Below are 17,103 nucleotides of genomic sequence, written 5' to 3'. Positions count from 1 at the left end.
TAGGAGCAGACAATGACCATTCAACGCACCGCCGTCATCGGCAGCGGACTCATGGGCGCCGGAATCGCCGAGGTGCTCGCGAAGTCCGGTCTCGACGTGATCGTCCGTGAGATCAACGACGAGGCCTCGGCTGCCGGCAGGGCGAGGATCGAGAAGTCCTTGGGCCGCGCCGTCGAAAAGGGAAAGCTCGACGCCGACGCCCGAGACAAGGCACTGTCGAACCTGCGCTTCACCACCGACATCGCCGATCTGGCCGACCGCCAGCTCGTGATCGAGGCGGCAAGTGAGAACGAGGACATCAAGAAGTCGATCTTCGCGGAACTCGACGAGGTCGTCACCGACCCCGAGGCGATCCTCGCCTCGAACACGTCGTCGATGCCGATCATCCGCTTCGCGCAATCGACCTCGCGTCCCGAACGGGTCCTCGGCATTCACTTCTTCAACCCGGCACCCGTGCAGCCGCTCGTCGAGATCGTGTCGTCCGTGCTCACCGCCGACGATGTCAGCGACACCGTCACGGGATTCGTCACGGACGTGCTCGGCAAGAAACCAGTCCAGGCCGAGGACCGTCCCGGCTTCATCGTCAATGCGCTCCTCATCCCGTACCTGTGCAGCGCCATCCGGATGCTCGAATCCGGATTCGCGACGAAGGAGGACATCGACACGGGCATGGTCAACGGGTGTGCACACCCGATGGGCCCGATCAAGCTCGCCGACCTCGTCGGACTCGACACCTGCCTCTTCGCCGCACAGAGCATGTACGAAGAGACCGGTGACCTCGCCACCAAGCCGCCCGTGCTGCTCTCGCGCATGGTTGACGCCGGTCTGCTCGGTGTGAAGAGCGGCCGCGGCTTCTACGAGTACTGATCCGCCGTACTCGCTGAGTCCCTGCAGACTCCGAGTCGGCCTCAGCGGCCGCTGCGACCTGAAGTGAAACGGCACCGCCCCCGAACCGATCGGTTCGGGGGCGGTGCCGTCTTCCCTGAGATGCCCACCGAGGCTGCTCAGACGGTGACGCTGCTTCAGCCGGCCATGAGCTTCTCATAGCTGGCCAGCCGCACGCAGGCGACGAGTCCGGCGGCGGCCAGCTCGACGTCCTCGAGCGTCGGCATCGTCGGGGCGATGCGGATGATGCTGTTGTTCGGATCCAGCCCGTAGGGATGAGTGGCGCCTGCCGGTGTGAGCTTGACTCCGGCCTCGGCGGCGAGCTTCACGACGCGATCGGCGATGCCGTCCATCGTCGTCAAGGTGATGAAATAGCCGCCGTCGGGGCTGGTCCACGTCGCCAGGTTCTCCGCCCCGAGCCCGTCCTTGAGTGCTGTGAGCACGGCGTCGAATTTCGGGGCGATGATCTCGGCATGCTTGCGCATATGCGCCTCGACTCCTGGCGAATCACCGAAGAAGCGCACGTGACGCAGCTGATTGATCTTGTCAGGACCGATCGAGACCTTCCCGAGGTTGGCGAGCATCCAGTCCACGGTCGCCGGACCTCCGGCGAAGAAGGACACACCGGCACCGGCATGCGTGACCTTCGAGGTCGATGCGAAGATCCACGCCCGTTCGGGGTTCCCTGCCTCGGCACACAGCGAGAGGATGTCGAGATTGTCAGGATGATCTGCCCGCAGGTGATGCAGCGCGTAGGCGTTGTCCCACAGCAGAGCGAAGTCCGGGGCGGCGGTCGGCATCGCCGCCAGCTGCCGCGCCCGAGCCTCGGTGATGGTGATGCCGGTGGGATTCGAATACATCGGGACCAGCCACATGCCTTTGACAGCGGGGTCCTCGGCGAGCTTCTGAGCCTCGGCGACCACCGGTCCCTCATCGTCCATCGGGATCGTGAGCAGTTCGAAGCCGAGTGACTCGGCCAGAGTGAAGTGCCTGTCGTAGCCGGGCACCGGGCACAGCAGTTTGTGCGGTCCCTGCCCCCACGGCCTGTCGTCGACGGCGGTGCCGTGCAGCTGCGCGAACGTCAGGGCCTGGGTCATGAAGGTCAGCGACGCGTTGCCGCCGGCCAGCAGCTGGGCGGCGGGCACCTTGAGCAGGGGAGCGAAGATCTCTCGCAGTTCGATGAGCCCGGCCGCGCCGCCGTAGTTGCGGGTGTCGACCCCGCTGGCAGTGAAGACGTCGTCACCGGAGACCGCAGTGAGGAGGTCTGCGGCGAGGTCGAGCTGTTCGGGGGCGGGCTTGCCGCGAGTGATGTCGAGCTTGAGTCCCCGGGAGGCGAACTCCTCGTAGGCGGTCGACGCCTCATCCAGGCGTGTCTGCAGGTCGGACGGTGAGGGCATGGTGGTTCGTTCCTTCGCAGCTGGGGTCAGGCCGTTGAGACCATCCTAGCGATTCTCCGGTCACTGCCCGACGTTAGAGTGGTATTCGGGACGCGGGGAACACGTCTGCTCACACGTGCGCGACCTCAACCGAGGACTCACACAGGTCTTCCCCGAACGGAGAAAGGCGGCAGCGATGGTGCGACCACGCGCGCAGGCGGTGCACGGACGTGGCTTCGGCGCTCAGGCCGCGACCTATGACCAGGTGCGCCCCGATTATCCCGCGGCCGCGATCGATCTCGCCGTCGACGGGTGGGCCGATGGGTGGGCTGGTCTGCAGGTCTGCGACCTCGGTGCCGGCACGGGAATCCTCAGTCGGGAGCTCGGTGAGCGCGGCAGCCATGTCCTCGCCGTCGACCCCGACGCCGCTGCTCTCGAACACAATCCGGCGGACGGGCTGATCGGCACGGCCGAGGACACAGGCGCCGAGACGGATCGCTTCGACATCGTTACCGTGGCGCAGGCGTGGCACTGGTTCGACGAGGACCGTGCGGCGGCGGAGATCTCCCGGATCCTGCGTCCGGGCGGACGTCTGCTCATCCTCATCAATCAGCTCGATGTGCGTATCGACTGGGTGCTGCGACTGAGCCGAATCATGCATGCCGGCGATGTCTACCGTCCGCAGTACCGTCCGCGGCCGGGCCGGGGACTGGATCTCATCGACCATCGTCTCGTCGAGTTCGCGACACCGCTCGACGGCGACGGAATCGTCGACCTGGCCCGCACTCGCTCGTACTGGCTGCGCTCGAACGCAGCGACGCGCAGCCGGGTGGAGTCGAATCTGCGGGAGTATCTGAGCACCGAACATCCGATCACCGGCGCGGTCGATCTGCCGTACATGTGTCTGGCCTACCTGCTCGAGCACACGGCGAGCTGATAGTCCGCGGCGAACGGAGGCTGGCACAGAGACGGCGGGCCGCTCCCATTCGCAGGGAGCGGCCCGCCGATGCAGATGGGCTTCACGGCGCTGGTCAGCCTTGGCCGCCGGAAGCCTGGGGCCCGTCGGTCGAGGTCGATCCGACGACCTCGGGCCGATTGCCCGTCGACGCGTGGTTGACGGAGATCTTTCGCGGACGAGCCTCCTCGGCGACCGGGATGGTCAGTGTGAGGACGCCGTCACTGTAGTCGGCGCTGATCCGATCGAGGGCAACCCGATTGCCGAGAGTGAGCTGGCGGGCGTAGGTTCCGGTGGTGCGCTCGCGCGTCAGCCACTTCACGTCCTTGTCCGCGACCTCGGATTCGCGACGTGCGCGAACGGTCAGCGTGCGATCCTCGACGTCGACATCGATGCTGTCGGGCTCGACTCCCGGCATATCGATGCGGGCAATGAAGACCTCCCCGTCGCGGTAGAGGTCCATCGGCAGAGACGTCGCATTGGGTGTACGGGTGACCTCGGAGAAGAATCGATCGAGATCACGGATGGGGTCGAATCGTGTAGCCATATGCTTCCTTTCGCTCGGTTCCTATATTGAGTCAAACACACTCAACTTTGAAATGATTCCGAACTCATGAAACTCTCAGTTCGTGAGTCTGGTTCCGGTGCTTCTCGCCCTCCTTCCCGTCACGGTGCTCATCGCCTTGGGTCTCGTGCTCAAGCGCCTGCCCGGCTTCGGCAGCGAGGAGTTCTGGTCAGGGTCGGAGAGACTCGCATACTATTGTCTCCTTCCCGTCCTCCTCTTCACCTCCGTCGCCGAGGTGGACGTCGCCCATGTGCCGGTAGCGCGGTTGGCGGGCGCGCTCGTCATCCCCACTGTGATCGTCTCGATCGGAGTCGTACTGGCCCGCCGAGTCATCGCCCGGGACCTGCCCGCATTCACCTCGGTGCTGCAGGGTGGAATCAGGTTCAACACCTATATCGGACTGTCTCTGGCCGGCAGCCTCTTCGGATCCGAGGGTTCGGCCGTGGCTGCGATCGTCGCGGCGATCCTCGTACCGACGGTGAATGTCATCTCCAGCCTCGGCTTCGAGTTTCTGCGGACGGGACCGAGCTCGATCCTCGCACTTCTGCGGGCCATCATCACGAATCCTCTCGTCGTCGGCTGCCTGGCTGGGGGAGCGGCCAATATCAGCGGACTGGGGCTGCCGGACCCTGCGGCCATGGTCCTCGATCCGCTGGCCGCGGCTTCTCTGCCGATCGGCCTGCTGTGCGTCGGTGCCGGGCTCCGCCGATTCTCATTCCGCGCACACGCCGCCGCCATCACCTCGTCGACGCTCATCAAGCTCATCGTCCTGCCGGGACTGTCGCTGCTCATGCTCGCGGTCTTCGGCGTGCCGCCGGTGCCGGCTCTCGTCGGCATGGTCTTCCAGGCGATCGCCACGGCAAGCTCGGGATACGTGATGGCCAGACAGTTGGGCGGGGACGCGAAGCTCATGGCCGCCCTCATCGCCGGCCAGACCGTGGTCATGCTCATCACTCTGCCGTTCGTACTGCTTCTCGCTCACGCCGTCCTTGGTTGAGCTTGGAGCCAGGTGAAGCGCAGACAGGCGAAGGCGCAGAGAGGCGAAGGCGCAGACAGGCGAAGGCGCAGAGAGGCGAAGGCGCAGAGAGGCGAAGGCGCAGAGAGGGCGGTCGGTTCCTGTGTGGAACCGACCGCCCTCTCGTGGCGATTGCGCACTGTGCGCGTCAATCATGCATGAGTGCGGAACTCAAGCAATACGCGCGTGGATCACGCGATACGCGCGTCGATCACTCGCTGTCAGCGGTGATATCGGGGTGCCGCGAGCCGAGCTCGGAGTCGATGCGGAGCACTCCTGCACCGTCGTCGCCGACGCGCTCGAGGCGGCCGATGATCTCGGAGATGCTCGACTCCTCTTCGACCTGCTCGTCGATGAACCAGTGCAGCAGCGGCAGCACGTCGAGGTCGGCCTCGGACTGCGCGGTGCGGTAGATGTTGCGGATCGATTCGGAGACCTTCTCCTCATGTGCCAGTGCGGCCTTGAAGAAGTCGATCGGCTGCGATCCGGAGACCTTCGGTGCTGCTATGTCGCCGATCTGCGGGGCGAAGTCGCGGTCGAGGCAGTGCTGGGTGAACTTCGCCGCGTGGACTTGTTCCTCTTCGGACTGGGCGCGCATCCAGCGCGTCATTCCGGGCAGATCGAGATCGTCGAGCTGGATGGACAGCTGGAGGTAGACGAGGGAGGCCTCGAGTTCGAGGGTGACCTGCTCGTTGAGGACCTTCTGCATGGCGGGGCTCAGGTGCATGTATTACTCCTTTGCGATTCGAGACGGATCCGTTCCGCCTGCTCAGATACTATCCTGACACCTTTTCTAGAATGGTTCCAGTGTGGAAAGGCTCGGCAAACTCTCCGCAGGTTTGCCATACCTGCCCCATCTTCGGACAGCTCAGATCTGTGGGTGTTGCAGGTGATGACCGGTAGCGGCCTCGAAGGCGTGGGCGATGCGCAGCAGCTCGACATCGGCTCCCGGCCGGGCCACGATCTGCACACCCACGGGCAGGCCCGAGTCGGAGAATCCGGCGGGCACGGAGATCGCAGGGCACCCTGTCGCCGAGATCAGGCACAGTGCGCGCATCCAGTCGAGATAGTTCGACAGCTCCACTCCGTTGATCTCGGTGGGGTATTCGATCGAGGCGTCGAACGGCAGCACCTGGCACGTCGTGAGCACGAGGACGTCGGCGCTCGAGAAGAAGCGTTCGACCTCTGAGTACAGGCGTGCCCGCGCGGCCTCGGCGGAGGCCACCTCGGCGCCGGTCAGCTCGAGACCCATTCGGAGGTTCCAGACCACCGAATCCTTGATCCGGTCCGGGTTGGCCTCATAGAGCGCGCCCCAGGATCCGACGAAGTCGAGTGCTCGGCGCACCCCGAACACCTCGTCGGCGTCCGTGAGGTCGGGGATCGTTCCCTCGACTCGGGCACCGAGGTCGGTGAAGACCTGAGCCGTCCTGCCGACGATGTCCGCCACCTCCGTCTCGACAGGAAGGAGGCCATCGAGGTCGGGGGAGAAGCCGATGTGCACTCCCGTGAGATCGGGGGAGTAGCCTGCACCGAGCCCGAATTCGGGGAGATCGAAGACACCTCCCGATTCGGGCAGCGACGCCGGTGCCGTGGGTTCGGGACCGGAGGCCACGCTCATGAGCAGCGCGACGTCGGAGACGGTGCGGGCCATGAATCCGGACTGGGCGAGCCAGGAGTACGGATTCGCCGGTGGAGTGTGCGGGATGCGCCCGTTGCTCGGGCGGAAGCCGACGACATTGTTGAACGAGGCCGGCGAGCGCAGGGACCCGCCCATGTCCGAGCCGTCACCGGAACCCTGGATGCCTGCGGCCAGTGCGGCACCCACCCCGCCCGATGATCCGGAAGCCGATTTGGTCCGGTCGTAAGGGTTGACGGTCGTGCCGAACACCTCGTTGAAGGTGTGGGAGCCGGCCGCGAACTCCGGCACGTTGGTCTTTCCCGTCGTCGTGATTCCGGCGGCCTTGAGCCGGGCGATGATGAGGGAGTCGGTGTCGGGCACGCGGTCGGCCATGATGGGGGAGCCCCAAGTGGTGCGCATTCCGGCGGTGTCGTGGGTGTCCTTGTGGGTCATCGGCACCCCGTGCAGCGGCCCGAGGCTCTCACCTTGGGCCAGAGCCTCGTCGGCAGCGGCGGCGCTGGCATAGGCCGCCTCGTCATCGCGGGTGACCACAGCATTGATCGCGGGATTGACCTGATCGATGCGGTCGAGGTGATCGTCCAGCGCCTCGCGGGCCGAGATCTCCTTCGCAGCGATTCGGGCGGCGAGTTCCCGGGTCGACAGCCAGCGCAGTTCCTCGCTCATCGAATCACCGCCCGACCTTGCTCAGCACTGCGCTCAGAGCGGTGCGGAGTCCGGTTGTCAGGGTGGTCTCGACGTCGTCGGGGGCGAAGAAGGGCGAATGGTTGCCCGCAGGTGCTTCGTCGCCGGTGAACTTCGCATCGGAGTAGCCGCCGAAGAACCAGTACACGTAGGGGACTCCGATGTCATCGCCGAAGGCACCGAAGTCCTCGCTGCCGGTGACCGGGTCTTCGACGTGGACGTGCTCGGATCCGAGCTCAGCGGTGGCGGCGTCGACGAAGGCTCCGGTCTCCTCGGGATCGTTGTAGCAGCGGGGGAAGCGGTACATGTCCTCGATGAGGGGCTCGGGTGCGCCGGAGGCCTGCGCCTCGGCGAGGATGATGCGGCGGACTCGGTCGAGGACCAGCTCGCGGACATCCTCGTCGAAGGTGCGGATGTTGAGTTTGAACTCCGCTGAGTCGGGGATGATGTTCTCCTTGAGGCCGCCGTGGAAGGTGCCCACGGTGACGACCGCCATGTCGCGACCGGAGATCTCCCGGGAGACGATCGACTGCAGCCGGGTGATCATGAACGCGCCGAGGACGATCGGGTCGATCGCCGCCTCCGGCTGGGAGCCGTGGGCCTGTCTGCCCTTGACCGTGACCTTGAGGCAGTCGGACATCGCCATGGCAGTACCGGACGAGACGTAGACGTGGCCGGCGCGTCCCGGCCAGACGTGCTGCCCGAAGATGACCTCGGGGCGGACGATCGAGTCCCAGAGTCCGTCGTCGAGCATCGCCCGCGCTCCTTCGCCGGTCTCCTCTCCGGGCTGGAAGAGCATGACGACGGTGCCCGACCACAGGTCGCGGTGTTCGACGAGGGCGGTGGCGAGATAGAGGCCGACGGTGATGTGGGTGTCGTGGCCGCAGCCGTGCATCACCTTCGTCGTCGATCCGTCGGGAAGCGTGCCTTCGGCGGTCGAGGCGTAGTCGAGCCCGGTGTCCTCGGTGATGGGCAGCCCGTCCGTGTCGGCACGGTAGCCGACGACGGGCCCCTCACCGTTCTCGATCACGGCGACGATGCCGGTGCCGCCGAAGGTCTGAGTGCTCAGCCCGAGCTCGTGCAGACGCTTCTCGATCTGCCCGGCGGTCCAGGTCTCCTGCATGGAGAGCTCGGGGGAGCGGTGGAAGTCCTTGTAGTCGGTGACGATGCGGTCGAGGTTCTCCTCGATCGCGGAGGTGAACACGGGGTTGAGCGTCATGATGTCCTTTCATCGTGGTTGCCTCCATGCTGGCAGATGCCGGAGACGGGTGGTTCTGCTGTTCGATGGGTGGCCGGGTGGTCAGTTGATGCCGACGTTCTCGCCGGCATCGCCCCGTCGGTCCGTGATGCTCTTCTTCCGGGTGAACCAGGTGATGGCGATGGTGAGGAGCACGACGATGGCGACGTCGCCGGGAGCGAGAACGGGAACGAGCGGAATGAGGACGAGGATGATCAGCGCTGCGATGCCGAGCGCAATGAGCGTCGACTTGACCTGTCGCAGCGAGGCGATGAGCTGGACGGTGACTCCGCCGAGGATGGCCGGCAGGATATAGAGCTTTGCGACGAGGGTGATGGGCTCGGGAATGAGGGTGAGCAGCCAGGTGCCGAGGATGCCGACGAAGAGCACCATCGAGGCGACGTGGATGATCGCCGCCCCGCAGATGGCCATCGTCGCAGCGTATTCGCCTTTGCGGGTGCCCGGCTTCGCCCCGATCGTGTCCTGCGCGACGATCGCCGAGGGCAGGAGTTTGTTCGAGATGTTGCCGATGAGGAACGCCTGATACATCCCGGCGGGACCGAGGATGGGGAAGTACGTGAGCGGCTCGACGATCCAGAACACCCCGTAGACGGCGAACACGGCGAGGAAGCCGGTGATGATGGTGCCGACGTCGATGTCGGCATCGGCGACGAAGAGCAGATAGAACGGCACCGAGGTGGCGATGAGGAAGCCGATGAACAGCGTGATCGAGCCCCACTTCGTCGTGGTCCGCTCGAATGCTGCGTGGGAGGGTGCGGTGATGACGGATGACATGGTCTTCTCCTCAGGCTTCCGGGACGCCGAGGCCGGCGTAGTGGGCGAAGTAGGCGGCGACGAGACCGACGAGCAGCGAGATCCCCAATCCCCATTCCTTCAGCCAGGGCAACTTCAGCCTCTGCGCGAGGAACAGGCAGATGGTCATGGTGATCGCGGAGGCGACGACGGCGACGACGTGGGTCGGCGATTTCGGGAGTTCGCGGAAGGTCAGTGCCGCGAAGGCTGCGAGCAGTGCGGCGCCGGGGATGATGGACATGAGCGCGGGATTGACCTTCTCGAGCTTGTGGGAGCTGCGCTTGAAGATCGGGGTGAGGACGAGGGTGCAGATCATCCAGCCTGCTCCCGAGAGGCTCATCGCCATGAGCGCGACGATGAAGACGCCGCGGGTGAACGTCTCATCGCCGAGGTTGGCTCCCATGGTTCCAGCCGCGATCGAGGCGGAAGCCACCTCGGTGGCGGCCGAACCGATGAGGCCGACGCGGACGACGACCGGGGGAGTGCCGAACAGCGGCAGCAGGGCGATCGCCACGAGCACGACGGACAGCGAGGGGCCGATCGCCGCGACCCCGCCGGCGCGGAAGGCAGCCCGGACCTCCTGCTGGCTCATACCGGCGGATTCGGCGTTCTTCCGGACGGCACTCATATAGATGAGGGATTGGACGACGACGACTCCCATCACCGCCGACGCCAGGATCCACAGGATCGGTGTGTTGGCGAGTCCGATGTAGTCGGCTGAACCGCTGGTCAGCATCATGGCGGGGGTCCTCACTTGGCTGTTGTCGGGCGGGACGCGCTGAACTCACACGTGCGTGTACCGTGGCGCGTATTCTAGTAACCTAACCCGAGTGAGATGCGGATCACAGTGAAAGCGGCTGAGATCCCAATTGCCGAGAACGGCGAAGTCGATGAGCGTCATGAGCGGAATCGATGAGCCGGCCTGAAGGAGACCACCAGCATGGAGCCCGTCATCGACGATCACCTCGACCGCGCAGAGGAATGATGGGTCGCGGCGCTTAAGCGTGTGCGCACCGAGGGCCTCGACTCCGCCAGCGGGTGTAAGGAGTGGACGAACCGATTGCTGATCAACCACCTCGTCGGCGGGGGAGTGCGAACTCGAGGCGACGGTGCCTGCGCGGGCCGACGACGGTTCTGCGACGTCACCGGCGGAGCGCGTGTTCAGAATCTCCGGTCGCTGAGAGGCTCTGCGTTTCGCTCGCCGGCTCTGCGCGGATTACCGTGCCTTCTTCTTCGAGATGTGCATGGTGATGTGCGCCGTGACGAAGACGTTGCCATCGGCATCGATGACATCGACGGGCACGACGAGGTCGAACTTCTCGTCGCCGAAGGTCGGGATCTCATCGAGACGAGCAGTCGCGCTGACGTTCGTCGTGGCCTTGGCCTTGTATTCAACGGTCATTCCGGCAGGAATCCAGCGATGCGTGGAGGGGACCGTGGCCTCGGTCATCATGCCGCCGGCGATCTCTGCCATATTGCACGAGGCGATTGCGTGGTAGGTGCCGAGGTGGTTGCGCACCCCACGGCGATTCGGCGCACTGGCGCGGCAGTAGCCCGGGCGCATCTCGTGGATGAGCGGGTGGACGGTGCGGAAATAGGGAGCTTTGAAGCACACGGCCTGGGTGAACAGGCGTTTGCCCAGGGGTTTGTCCTGCAGCTTCTTCCACAACGAGTTGATCTTGCCGCTGCCGGGAATTGCTGTGATCGGTGTGGAGTCTGTGGTCATCGTTGTGTCCTTCCGAGCGGCGGACAGGCGTCCATGCAGTCGGATGGGTCTGATCGTCCGCCGCTTCTGTGAGCTAAGTTACCTTTCAGTAGACTCTATCAGGCAGGTGTTCTCACTCACAGTCGGCCCATTCGGCAAGGGTATGGTCCCGAGTGCGCTCGAGCAGCTCGCGTAGTGCGTCTCGGTCGACGTTGTCCAGACGGGTGAGATACAGGCATGCCTTGCCGCTGCGGTAGGCGCCCAGCCGCGTCACGAGATCGGGCCAGCGGCCCTCGAAGTCGCTGGTGAGGTAGATCGTGTGCTGACGCGCAGCGGGGGAGAAGGCTAAAACCGGCATGGCTCCGCTGTGGCCCGATGCGTATCTGTAGGTGACTTCGCCGAAGCCGACGATCCGTGAGGCCCAGACGACCGGCTGTGCGCCGGAGACGTCACCGATGAGGTCGACGAGCTCATCGGCTTCGGCGCGTCGCGGGCCCTGGGCTCGGTCGAGGATGTCAGCGACTTGCTCGCCGGTCGGCCTCATCGCCGGTGTCCGCTGCGCCATTTCACATCCTGATTCATTGTCGAAGTGACATCCATGTCGGTGCCATCGTTTCGTCAGTGTCCACCCTAGACGCAGAGGTGGGGGCACAGCGGCGGGGAGCGGTCCCCAGTTTTTTACTTAACATAATGTATATTATCGGCGTTACGCCCAAAGCGCAGGCAGTAAGCGTGCATACCTTGCCTGCCAACGTATCCGCCCTCAGTAACGAATGACACAGACAACGGTGGCCGCGAACGACCATCATATCGTTCGCGGCCACCGTGGAGTCGTCGACGAACGTCTGAGACGTACGGACGCAACTGTGACGCTGGGTGCAGCGGAATCAGCCGCCGACGGTGACGTTGCCGCCGAGGCCGACCTTGCCGCTGCCCTTGGAACCGCCGTCATCCTTCTTGCCGCCGCCGTCATCGGCAGCGCCGTTGGACTTCGTCAGCCCGGCCTTCTTTCCGCAGGTCGGCCATGCGCCCGGGCCCTGCTCCTTGAGGACCTTCTGAGCGATGCGGATCTGTTCCTTCTTGCTGTGCTCGTCGGCGGTGCCCGAACCGCCGAAGCCGTTCCAGGTCTGCTTGGAGAACTGCAGGCCGCCGTAGTATCCGTTGCCGGTGTTGATGTGCCAGTCACCGCCGGATTCGCATTCGGCGACCTTGTCCCAGACGCCTCCCGAGGCGGCCTGTGCCGGTGCCGCTGCGCTGATGCCGGTCATTCCGGCGGCTGCGACCGCGCCGGCACCGACGAGCAGGGCGACCTTGCGAAGGCTTGTGCTGTAGAGGTTCACTGTGTATCTCCAAAGTACGACTGCATTTCGATTCTGTAACCCGGCCGTTACCGAGCCGTTATACACCGTAACGGATACAGCAGTGAGAGTGAACCTCTATCCGCTCCTGACGCATCCGAATCGCCTCAGTGCAGCCTCAACGGAGTCTGAGTGTCACTGCCCTACGTAGGCCGCCAGGTGCCGTGCCGTCAGACCCGCTGCATGCTCACGGGCCGTTGCAACGAGTTCTGCCGGACTGCCCGTGAAGACGATGCGTCCGCCGTCGTGTCCCGCTCCAGGACCCAAGTCGATGATGTGGTCGGCGTGTGCCATGACCGCCTGGTGGTGTTCGATGACGATGACGCTGCGACCGGCGTCGACGAGCCGATCGAGCAGCCGCAGCAGGTTGTCGACATCGGCGAGGTGCAGACCCGTCGTGGGTTCGTCGAGGATGATCATCTGAGCCGCATCGGCGGCCTTGGCCGAGAGGTGAACGGCGAGTTTGAGTCGCTGTCGCTCTCCCCCGGACAGCGTCGTCAACGGCTGTCCGAGGCTGACATAGCCGAGCCCCACCTCGGCGAGGATGGTGAGGATCTTCACGACCGCGGGAATCCGAGACGCTCCTGACGCGAAATGCTCGATGGCCGCAGTCACCGGCAGGTCGAGGACCTCACGGATATTCAGCCCGCCGAGCAGATACTCGAGCACCTCGGGCTGGAATCCCTTGCCCTCGCATTCGTCGCAGGGAGCAGAGACCCCACCCATGAGCGCCATGTCCGAATAGATGATTCCGGCCCCACCGCACCCCGGACAGGCGCCCTCCGAGTTCGCACTGAAGAGGGCCGGCTTGACTCCGTTGGCCTTCGCGAAGGCCTTGCGGATGGGTTCGAGCATGCCCGTGTACGTCGCCGGGTTGCTGCGTCTCGATCCCTTGATCGGTGCCTGGTCGATCGTCACCACGCCAACGCGTCCACGCAGCGACCCTTCGACGAGGCTGCTCTTGCCCGATCCCGCCACGCCGGTGATGACGGTGAGCACACCGAGCGGCACGTCGACGTCGACGTCGTCGAGATTGTGCGACGATGCTCCCCTGATCTCGAACGAACCGTCGGGTTCGCGCACTGTCTCCTTGATCGCCGCGGTGTATCCGAGATGTCGACCGGTGAGCGTGTCCGATTCGCGCAGCTCGTCGACGGTGCCGGTGAAGGTCACCTCTCCCCCGCTGCTGCCCGCTCCGGGTCCGAGGTCGACGACGTGGTCGGCGATGCGGATCGTCTCGGGTTTGTGCTCGACGACGAGAACCGTGTTGCCCTTGTCGCGCAGCGCCAGGAGCAGATCGTTCATCGCTTCGATGTCGTGCGGGTGCAGTCCGATCGTCGGTTCGTCGAAGACATAGGTCACATCGGTCAGGGAGGATCCGAGGTGGCGCACGAGCTTGATCCGCTGCGCCTCTCCCCCGGACAGCGATCCGGCCGAACGGTCGAGGGAGAGATACCCGAGCCCGATGTCGGTGAACGCCTGCACATCGGCCCGCAGATTGCTCAGCAGCACCGAGGCGGCGGGGGCCTCGACCCGATCCAGCCAGTCATGGACGTCCGAGATCTGCATGGCACACACCTCGGCGATGGACTTCCCGGCCAGCAGCGAGGAGCGGGCGGCGGCGTTGAGACGGGTGCCCTGGCACTCGGGGCAGACCGTGTAGACGACGGCACGGTCGACGAATTCGCGGATATGCTTCTGCATCGCCTCCCGGTCCTTGGACAGAAACGAGCGGCGGATGCGCGGGAGGAGTCCGTCGAAGGTGAAGTTCGTGCCGCTGATCCGAATCTTCTCCCCTTCGGCATGCAGCAGATAGTGGCGTTCCTGCTCCGAATAGTCCGCGACCGGTTTGTCGGGATCGAAGTATCCGGACTCGGAGAACATGCGCACCGACCATCCGCCGGGTTTGTACCCGGGGATCGTGATGGCTCCGTCGTTGAGCGATTTCGACTCGTCGACCACCTCGGCGATGGCGATGTCCGTGGCCGTGCCCATGCCTTCGCAGTGCGGGCACATGCCGCCGTTGACGGAGAACTCCCGACGCTCGACCTGCTTGCCCTCGCCCTTGTCGATCGTCACCGCGCCCCTGCCGCTCACGGTCGCGACATTGAACGAATACGCGTTCGACGATCCGAGGTTCGGTTCGGCCAGGCGGGCGAAGAGGGTGCGCAGCTTCGCGTTGATGTCGGACACCGTGCCCACCGTCGAGCGCGGATTGGCTCCGATGCGCTCCTGGTCGACGAGGATGGCCGTCGTCAGCCCCTCGAGGACGTCGACCTCGGGGCGGGCCATGGCAGGCATGAAGCCCTGGACGAACGCCGAATAGGTCTCGTTGATCATCCGCTGGGATTCCGCGGCGATGGTGTGGAAGACGAGCGAGCTCTTGCCCGAACCGGACACGCCGGTGAACACGGTCAGCCGACGTTTGGGGATCTCGACGGAGACGTTCTTGAGGTTGTTCTCGCGCGCTCCGCTGACGCGGATGAGGTCGTGGCTGTCGGCTGTGAGCACGCGCTCAGCCTCTCTGCTGGATGCGGATCATGTTCCCGGCAGGATCGCGCAGGGCGCAGTCGCGCAGTCCATAAGGCTGATCCATCGGCTCCTGCACGATATCGGCTCCCGTGGCCTCCACCTCGGCGAAGACTGCGTCGACATCGGGGCTGGCCAGGACGATGGCGCCGTAGCTGCCCTTGGCCATGAGCGTCTCGATGACCTCTCGCTCCGTCTCACTGATCGTCGGGTCGGTGACGGCGGGGGTGAGCACGATGGAGGTGTCCGGCTGGTCGGCGGGACCGACGGTGAGCCAGCGCATCTGACCCGAACCGACGTCGAGGCGGAGTTCGAATCCGAGGACATCGCGGTAGAAGGTCAGGGACTCCTCGGGATCGACATGGGGCAGGAAACTGGCGTTGATCGAGATATTCATGTGAGCAATCGTAGACGGCTCAGGCGGGTGGGACTTCTCGATTCCTGACCGGTCGCAGCGCATTCTTCACCACGATCGTCGGCAGCCGATGCTGACCTGCGACGGCGGAGTCGCGGTAGGCCCTTGGTGAACAGCCGACGAGTTCGCTGAAACGGGTGCTGAAGGTGCCCAGGGACGAGAATCCGACGGTGAAGCAGATGTCGGTGATCGAGAGATCACCGCGCCTGATCAGCGCCATCGCCCTCTCGATCCGACGGGTCATGAGGTAGGAGTAGGGAGATTCGCCGTACGCTGCCTTGAATCCGCGGCTGAGATGGCCGGCGGACATGAACTCGCCGGCAGCGAGGGATTCGACGCTCAACGGGCGGTCGAATTCCCTGTCGATGCGATCACGGACCCGTCGCAGGGCCGTCAGCTGCTGCCTCATTCGCCGTGGACGCCCTGGCGCAGGGTCTCACCGCGGAAGAACGCCGGGTGGCGGAACGATTGGACGATCATGATGACCACACCGAGGAGGAGCACCCCGATTCCGAGGACGAAGACGAGTCCGATGCCGAACACCGACGAACCGGAACCGTAGGCGGGGTCGAGGGAGTCGATCGCGGTGGTGACGAAGATGACGAGGAGGGTCACTCCCCCGATGAGCGGGAACAGGAACCGGAAGAACACGGTGCGGGCCGAGTCGAACAGGGAGCGTCGGAAGTACCAGATGCACGCCAGGCCGGTGATGCCGTAGTAGAAGCAGACCATGAGACCCAGTGCGGTGATCGTGTCCCACAGGGCGTTCTCCGACAGCAGCCGCATGACGACGTAGAAGATGATCGCGGCCGCCGCCGAGGTGATGGTGGCCACCGAGGGCGACTTGTACCGACGCGAGATCCGACCGTACTTCTCCGGCAGGGCGCCGTAATGGCCCATCGCGAGGATCGTGCGCGAAGGTGAGACCATCGTCGCCTGCAGCGAGGACAGGGAGGACGAAAGCACTGCGATCGAGACGAGCACCGCGAACGGGCCCATCACAGGGGTGGCCAGCGCCGCGAAGATCGATTCCTGGTTGTCCGGGTTGCCGGCGCCGAGTCCTTCGGTGCCGACTCCGGCGAACGAGATGACGGCGACGGTGCATGCGAGGTAGATGATGACGATCGCGAGGATCGTGAGCATGGCGGCCCGGCCGGGCGTCTTCTCCGGGTCCTTGGCCTCCTCGTTCATCGTGATCACCGTGTCCCATCCCCAGAACAGGAAGATCGACAGGGACACGGCGGCCGCGACGGTGGAGAAGTCGCCGGCGGTCAGCGGGTTGAACCAGTCGAGAGAGACCGGAGTCGGGTCGAAGGCGGTGCCGCCGCCGACCTGGACGAGTGCGGCGATGACGAACCAGCCCAGAGCGAGGACCTGGAAGGCCACGAGCCACACCTGCAGCTTCTCGGTCGCCTCGACGCCTCGATAGGAGATCCACGCTGCGGCCGCGGTGAGCAGCACGGTGACGGGGATGTTGATCCACAGGACACGGGTGAGTTCGGCGATCTGCGGGTCCCCGACGATCTGCGAGAGCAGCAGGAACAGGAAGTCCACGGCCACTGCCGCGAGGTTCGAGAGCACGAGGACGGTGGCGGCGACGAGCCCCCAGCCGCCCATCCAGCCCAGCCATGGACCGAAGGCGCGGGTGGCCCATGTGAACGTCGTACCCGAGTCGGGCATCGACGTATTCAGCTCCCGGTAGCCGAAGACGACGAGGAGCATCGGCACGAAGCCGATGAGCAGGATCGCCGGGGTGTGCACACCGACCTCGGAGATCGTCGGTCCCAGCCCCGAGGTGAGCGTATAGGCCGGTGCGATGCAGGAGATGCCGATGACGGCTCCCCCGATCGCACCGATCTTTCCGGCGGAGAGTCCCTTCGAACTCAGGCCCCCGGCGGTCGTCGACGCTGACTGCGGTGTGCCGTCCATG

At 65.0% G+C, this 17,103-nt stretch carries 17 protein-coding genes; 3 read left to right on the top strand and 14 right to left on the bottom strand.

Going from position 1 to position 17,103, the window contains the following annotated elements; all coding sequences use genetic code 11:
- Positions 1-12 precede the first annotated feature (12 nt).
- Positions 13-867, top strand: a complete 855-nt coding sequence (locus tag HK401_RS06150; RefSeq protein ID WP_181273762.1) for a 3-hydroxybutyryl-CoA dehydrogenase — start codon at positions 13-15, stop codon at positions 865-867.
- 155 nt (positions 868-1,022) lie between these two features.
- On the opposite strand, the gene HK401_RS06145 is transcribed toward HK401_RS06150, so the two are convergent.
- Complete coding sequence (locus tag HK401_RS06145) at positions 1,023-2,282, bottom strand: aspartate aminotransferase type Ic (RefSeq protein WP_181273761.1); 1,260 nt, start codon at positions 2,280-2,282, stop codon at positions 1,023-1,025.
- Positions 2,283-2,457: 175 nt separating this feature from the next.
- On the opposite strand from HK401_RS06145, the gene HK401_RS06140 reads away from it, so the two are divergent.
- Positions 2,458-3,198 (top strand): class I SAM-dependent methyltransferase, encoded by a 741-nt coding sequence (locus tag HK401_RS06140; protein ID WP_181273760.1) that lies wholly within the window; start codon positions 2,458-2,460, stop codon positions 3,196-3,198.
- A gap of 94 nt (positions 3,199-3,292) precedes the next feature.
- Here the strand turns inward: HK401_RS06140 and HK401_RS06135 are convergent, their stop codons facing one another.
- The gene (locus HK401_RS06135; RefSeq protein WP_258234016.1) at positions 3,293-3,763 is read right to left on the bottom strand and encodes an Hsp20/alpha crystallin family protein; all 471 of its coding nucleotides are present in this window, start codon (positions 3,761-3,763) and stop codon (positions 3,293-3,295) included.
- A gap of 82 nt (positions 3,764-3,845) precedes the next feature.
- On the opposite strand from HK401_RS06135, the gene HK401_RS06130 reads away from it, so the two are divergent.
- The gene (locus tag HK401_RS06130; protein WP_181273759.1) at positions 3,846-4,778 is read left to right on the top strand and encodes an AEC family transporter; all 933 of its coding nucleotides are present in this window, start codon (positions 3,846-3,848) and stop codon (positions 4,776-4,778) included.
- A 229-nt stretch (positions 4,779-5,007) separates the two neighbouring features.
- Here HK401_RS06130 and HK401_RS06125 read toward each other — a convergent pair whose 3' ends face one another.
- The 12 genes from HK401_RS06125 to HK401_RS06070 all read right to left on the bottom strand — a co-directional run bounded on the left by HK401_RS06125 (position 5,008) and on the right by HK401_RS06070 (position 17,102).
- A complete protein-coding gene (locus tag HK401_RS06125) occupies positions 5,008-5,523 on the bottom strand; it encodes a ferritin (protein ID WP_181273758.1) in 516 nt (171 codons plus the stop codon).
- 141 nt (positions 5,524-5,664) lie between these two features.
- Entirely contained in the window at positions 5,665-7,098 is a 1,434-nt protein-coding gene (locus tag HK401_RS06120) for an amidase (RefSeq protein ID WP_181273757.1), read from the bottom strand.
- 4 nt (positions 7,099-7,102) lie between these two features.
- Positions 7,103-8,335 (bottom strand): amidohydrolase, encoded by a 1,233-nt coding sequence (locus HK401_RS06115; protein WP_181273756.1) that lies wholly within the window; start codon positions 8,333-8,335, stop codon positions 7,103-7,105.
- An 81-nt stretch (positions 8,336-8,416) separates the two neighbouring features.
- Positions 8,417-9,148 (bottom strand): hypothetical protein, encoded by a 732-nt coding sequence (locus HK401_RS06110; protein ID WP_181273755.1) that lies wholly within the window; start codon positions 9,146-9,148, stop codon positions 8,417-8,419.
- A gap of 10 nt (positions 9,149-9,158) precedes the next feature.
- Complete coding sequence (locus HK401_RS06105; protein ID WP_181273754.1) at positions 9,159-9,905, bottom strand: DUF5058 family protein; 747 nt, start codon at positions 9,903-9,905, stop codon at positions 9,159-9,161.
- A gap of 477 nt (positions 9,906-10,382) precedes the next feature.
- Positions 10,383-10,892: a hotdog fold domain-containing protein gene (locus HK401_RS06100; RefSeq protein WP_258234014.1), complete on the bottom strand. Its 510-nt coding sequence runs from the start codon at positions 10,890-10,892 to the stop codon at positions 10,383-10,385.
- Between the two features lie 112 nt (positions 10,893-11,004).
- Positions 11,005-11,436 (bottom strand): DUF1801 domain-containing protein, encoded by a 432-nt coding sequence (locus HK401_RS06095; protein ID WP_181273753.1) that lies wholly within the window; start codon positions 11,434-11,436, stop codon positions 11,005-11,007.
- Between the two features lie 322 nt (positions 11,437-11,758).
- On the bottom strand, positions 11,759-12,211 hold the full coding sequence (locus tag HK401_RS21005; RefSeq protein WP_281412379.1) for a transglycosylase family protein: 453 nt from the start codon (positions 12,209-12,211) through the stop codon (positions 11,759-11,761).
- 153 nt (positions 12,212-12,364) lie between these two features.
- A complete protein-coding gene (locus HK401_RS06085) occupies positions 12,365-14,740 on the bottom strand; it encodes an ATP-binding cassette domain-containing protein (RefSeq protein WP_181273752.1) in 2,376 nt (791 codons plus the stop codon).
- 4 nt (positions 14,741-14,744) lie between these two features.
- Complete coding sequence (locus tag HK401_RS06080; protein ID WP_181273751.1) at positions 14,745-15,155, bottom strand: VOC family protein; 411 nt, start codon at positions 15,153-15,155, stop codon at positions 14,745-14,747.
- Between the two features lie 19 nt (positions 15,156-15,174).
- Positions 15,175-15,582, bottom strand: coding sequence for a helix-turn-helix transcriptional regulator (locus HK401_RS06075; protein WP_181273750.1), 408 nt, complete (start codon positions 15,580-15,582; stop codon positions 15,175-15,177).
- Positions 15,579-17,102 carry an APC family permease gene (locus HK401_RS06070; protein ID WP_181273749.1) on the bottom strand — a complete coding sequence of 508 codons (1,524 nt, stop codon included), beginning with the start codon at positions 17,100-17,102 and terminating at the stop codon, positions 15,579-15,581. The genes HK401_RS06075 and HK401_RS06070 overlap by 4 nt, the downstream gene beginning before the upstream one ends.
- Position 17,103 lies beyond the last annotated feature (1 nt).

The organism is Brevibacterium oceani, assembly GCF_013623835.1.
Classification (GTDB): Bacteria; Actinomycetota; Actinomycetes; order Actinomycetales; family Brevibacteriaceae; genus Brevibacterium; species Brevibacterium oceani.
This window is presented reverse-complemented; position numbering and strand designations above follow the sequence as displayed.

Excerpts from the sequence above, each read along its gene's own strand:
- HK401_RS06150 (WP_181273762.1), top strand. The coding sequence starts at position 13 with ATGACCATTCAACGCACCGCCGTCATCGGCAGCGGACTCATGGGCGCC.
- HK401_RS06145 (WP_181273761.1), bottom strand. The coding sequence starts at position 2,282 with ATGCCCTCACCGTCCGACCTGCAGACACGCCTGGATGAGGCGTCGACC.
- HK401_RS06140 (WP_181273760.1), top strand. The coding sequence starts at position 2,458 with ATGGTGCGACCACGCGCGCAGGCGGTGCACGGACGTGGCTTCGGCGCT.
- HK401_RS06135 (WP_258234016.1), bottom strand. The coding sequence starts at position 3,763 with ATGGCTACACGATTCGACCCCATCCGTGATCTCGATCGATTCTTCTCC.
- HK401_RS06125 (WP_181273758.1), bottom strand. The coding sequence starts at position 5,523 with ATGCACCTGAGCCCCGCCATGCAGAAGGTCCTCAACGAGCAGGTCACC.
- HK401_RS06120 (WP_181273757.1), bottom strand. The coding sequence starts at position 7,098 with ATGAGCGAGGAACTGCGCTGGCTGTCGACCCGGGAACTCGCCGCCCGA.
- HK401_RS06115 (WP_181273756.1), bottom strand. The coding sequence starts at position 8,335 with ATGACGCTCAACCCCGTGTTCACCTCCGCGATCGAGGAGAACCTCGAC.
- HK401_RS06110 (WP_181273755.1), bottom strand. The coding sequence starts at position 9,148 with ATGTCATCCGTCATCACCGCACCCTCCCACGCAGCATTCGAGCGGACC.
- HK401_RS06105 (WP_181273754.1), bottom strand. The coding sequence starts at position 9,905 with ATGATGCTGACCAGCGGTTCAGCCGACTACATCGGACTCGCCAACACA.
- HK401_RS06100 (WP_258234014.1), bottom strand. The coding sequence starts at position 10,892 with ATGACCACAGACTCCACACCGATCACAGCAATTCCCGGCAGCGGCAAG.
- HK401_RS06095 (WP_181273753.1), bottom strand. The coding sequence starts at position 11,436 with ATGGCGCAGCGGACACCGGCGATGAGGCCGACCGGCGAGCAAGTCGCT.
- HK401_RS06080 (WP_181273751.1), bottom strand. The coding sequence starts at position 15,155 with ATGAATATCTCGATCAACGCCAGTTTCCTGCCCCATGTCGATCCCGAG.
- HK401_RS06075 (WP_181273750.1), bottom strand. The coding sequence starts at position 15,582 with ATGAGGCAGCAGCTGACGGCCCTGCGACGGGTCCGTGATCGCATCGAC.
- HK401_RS06070 (WP_181273749.1), bottom strand. The coding sequence starts at position 17,102 with ATGGACGGCACACCGCAGTCAGCGTCGACGACCGCCGGGGGCCTGAGT.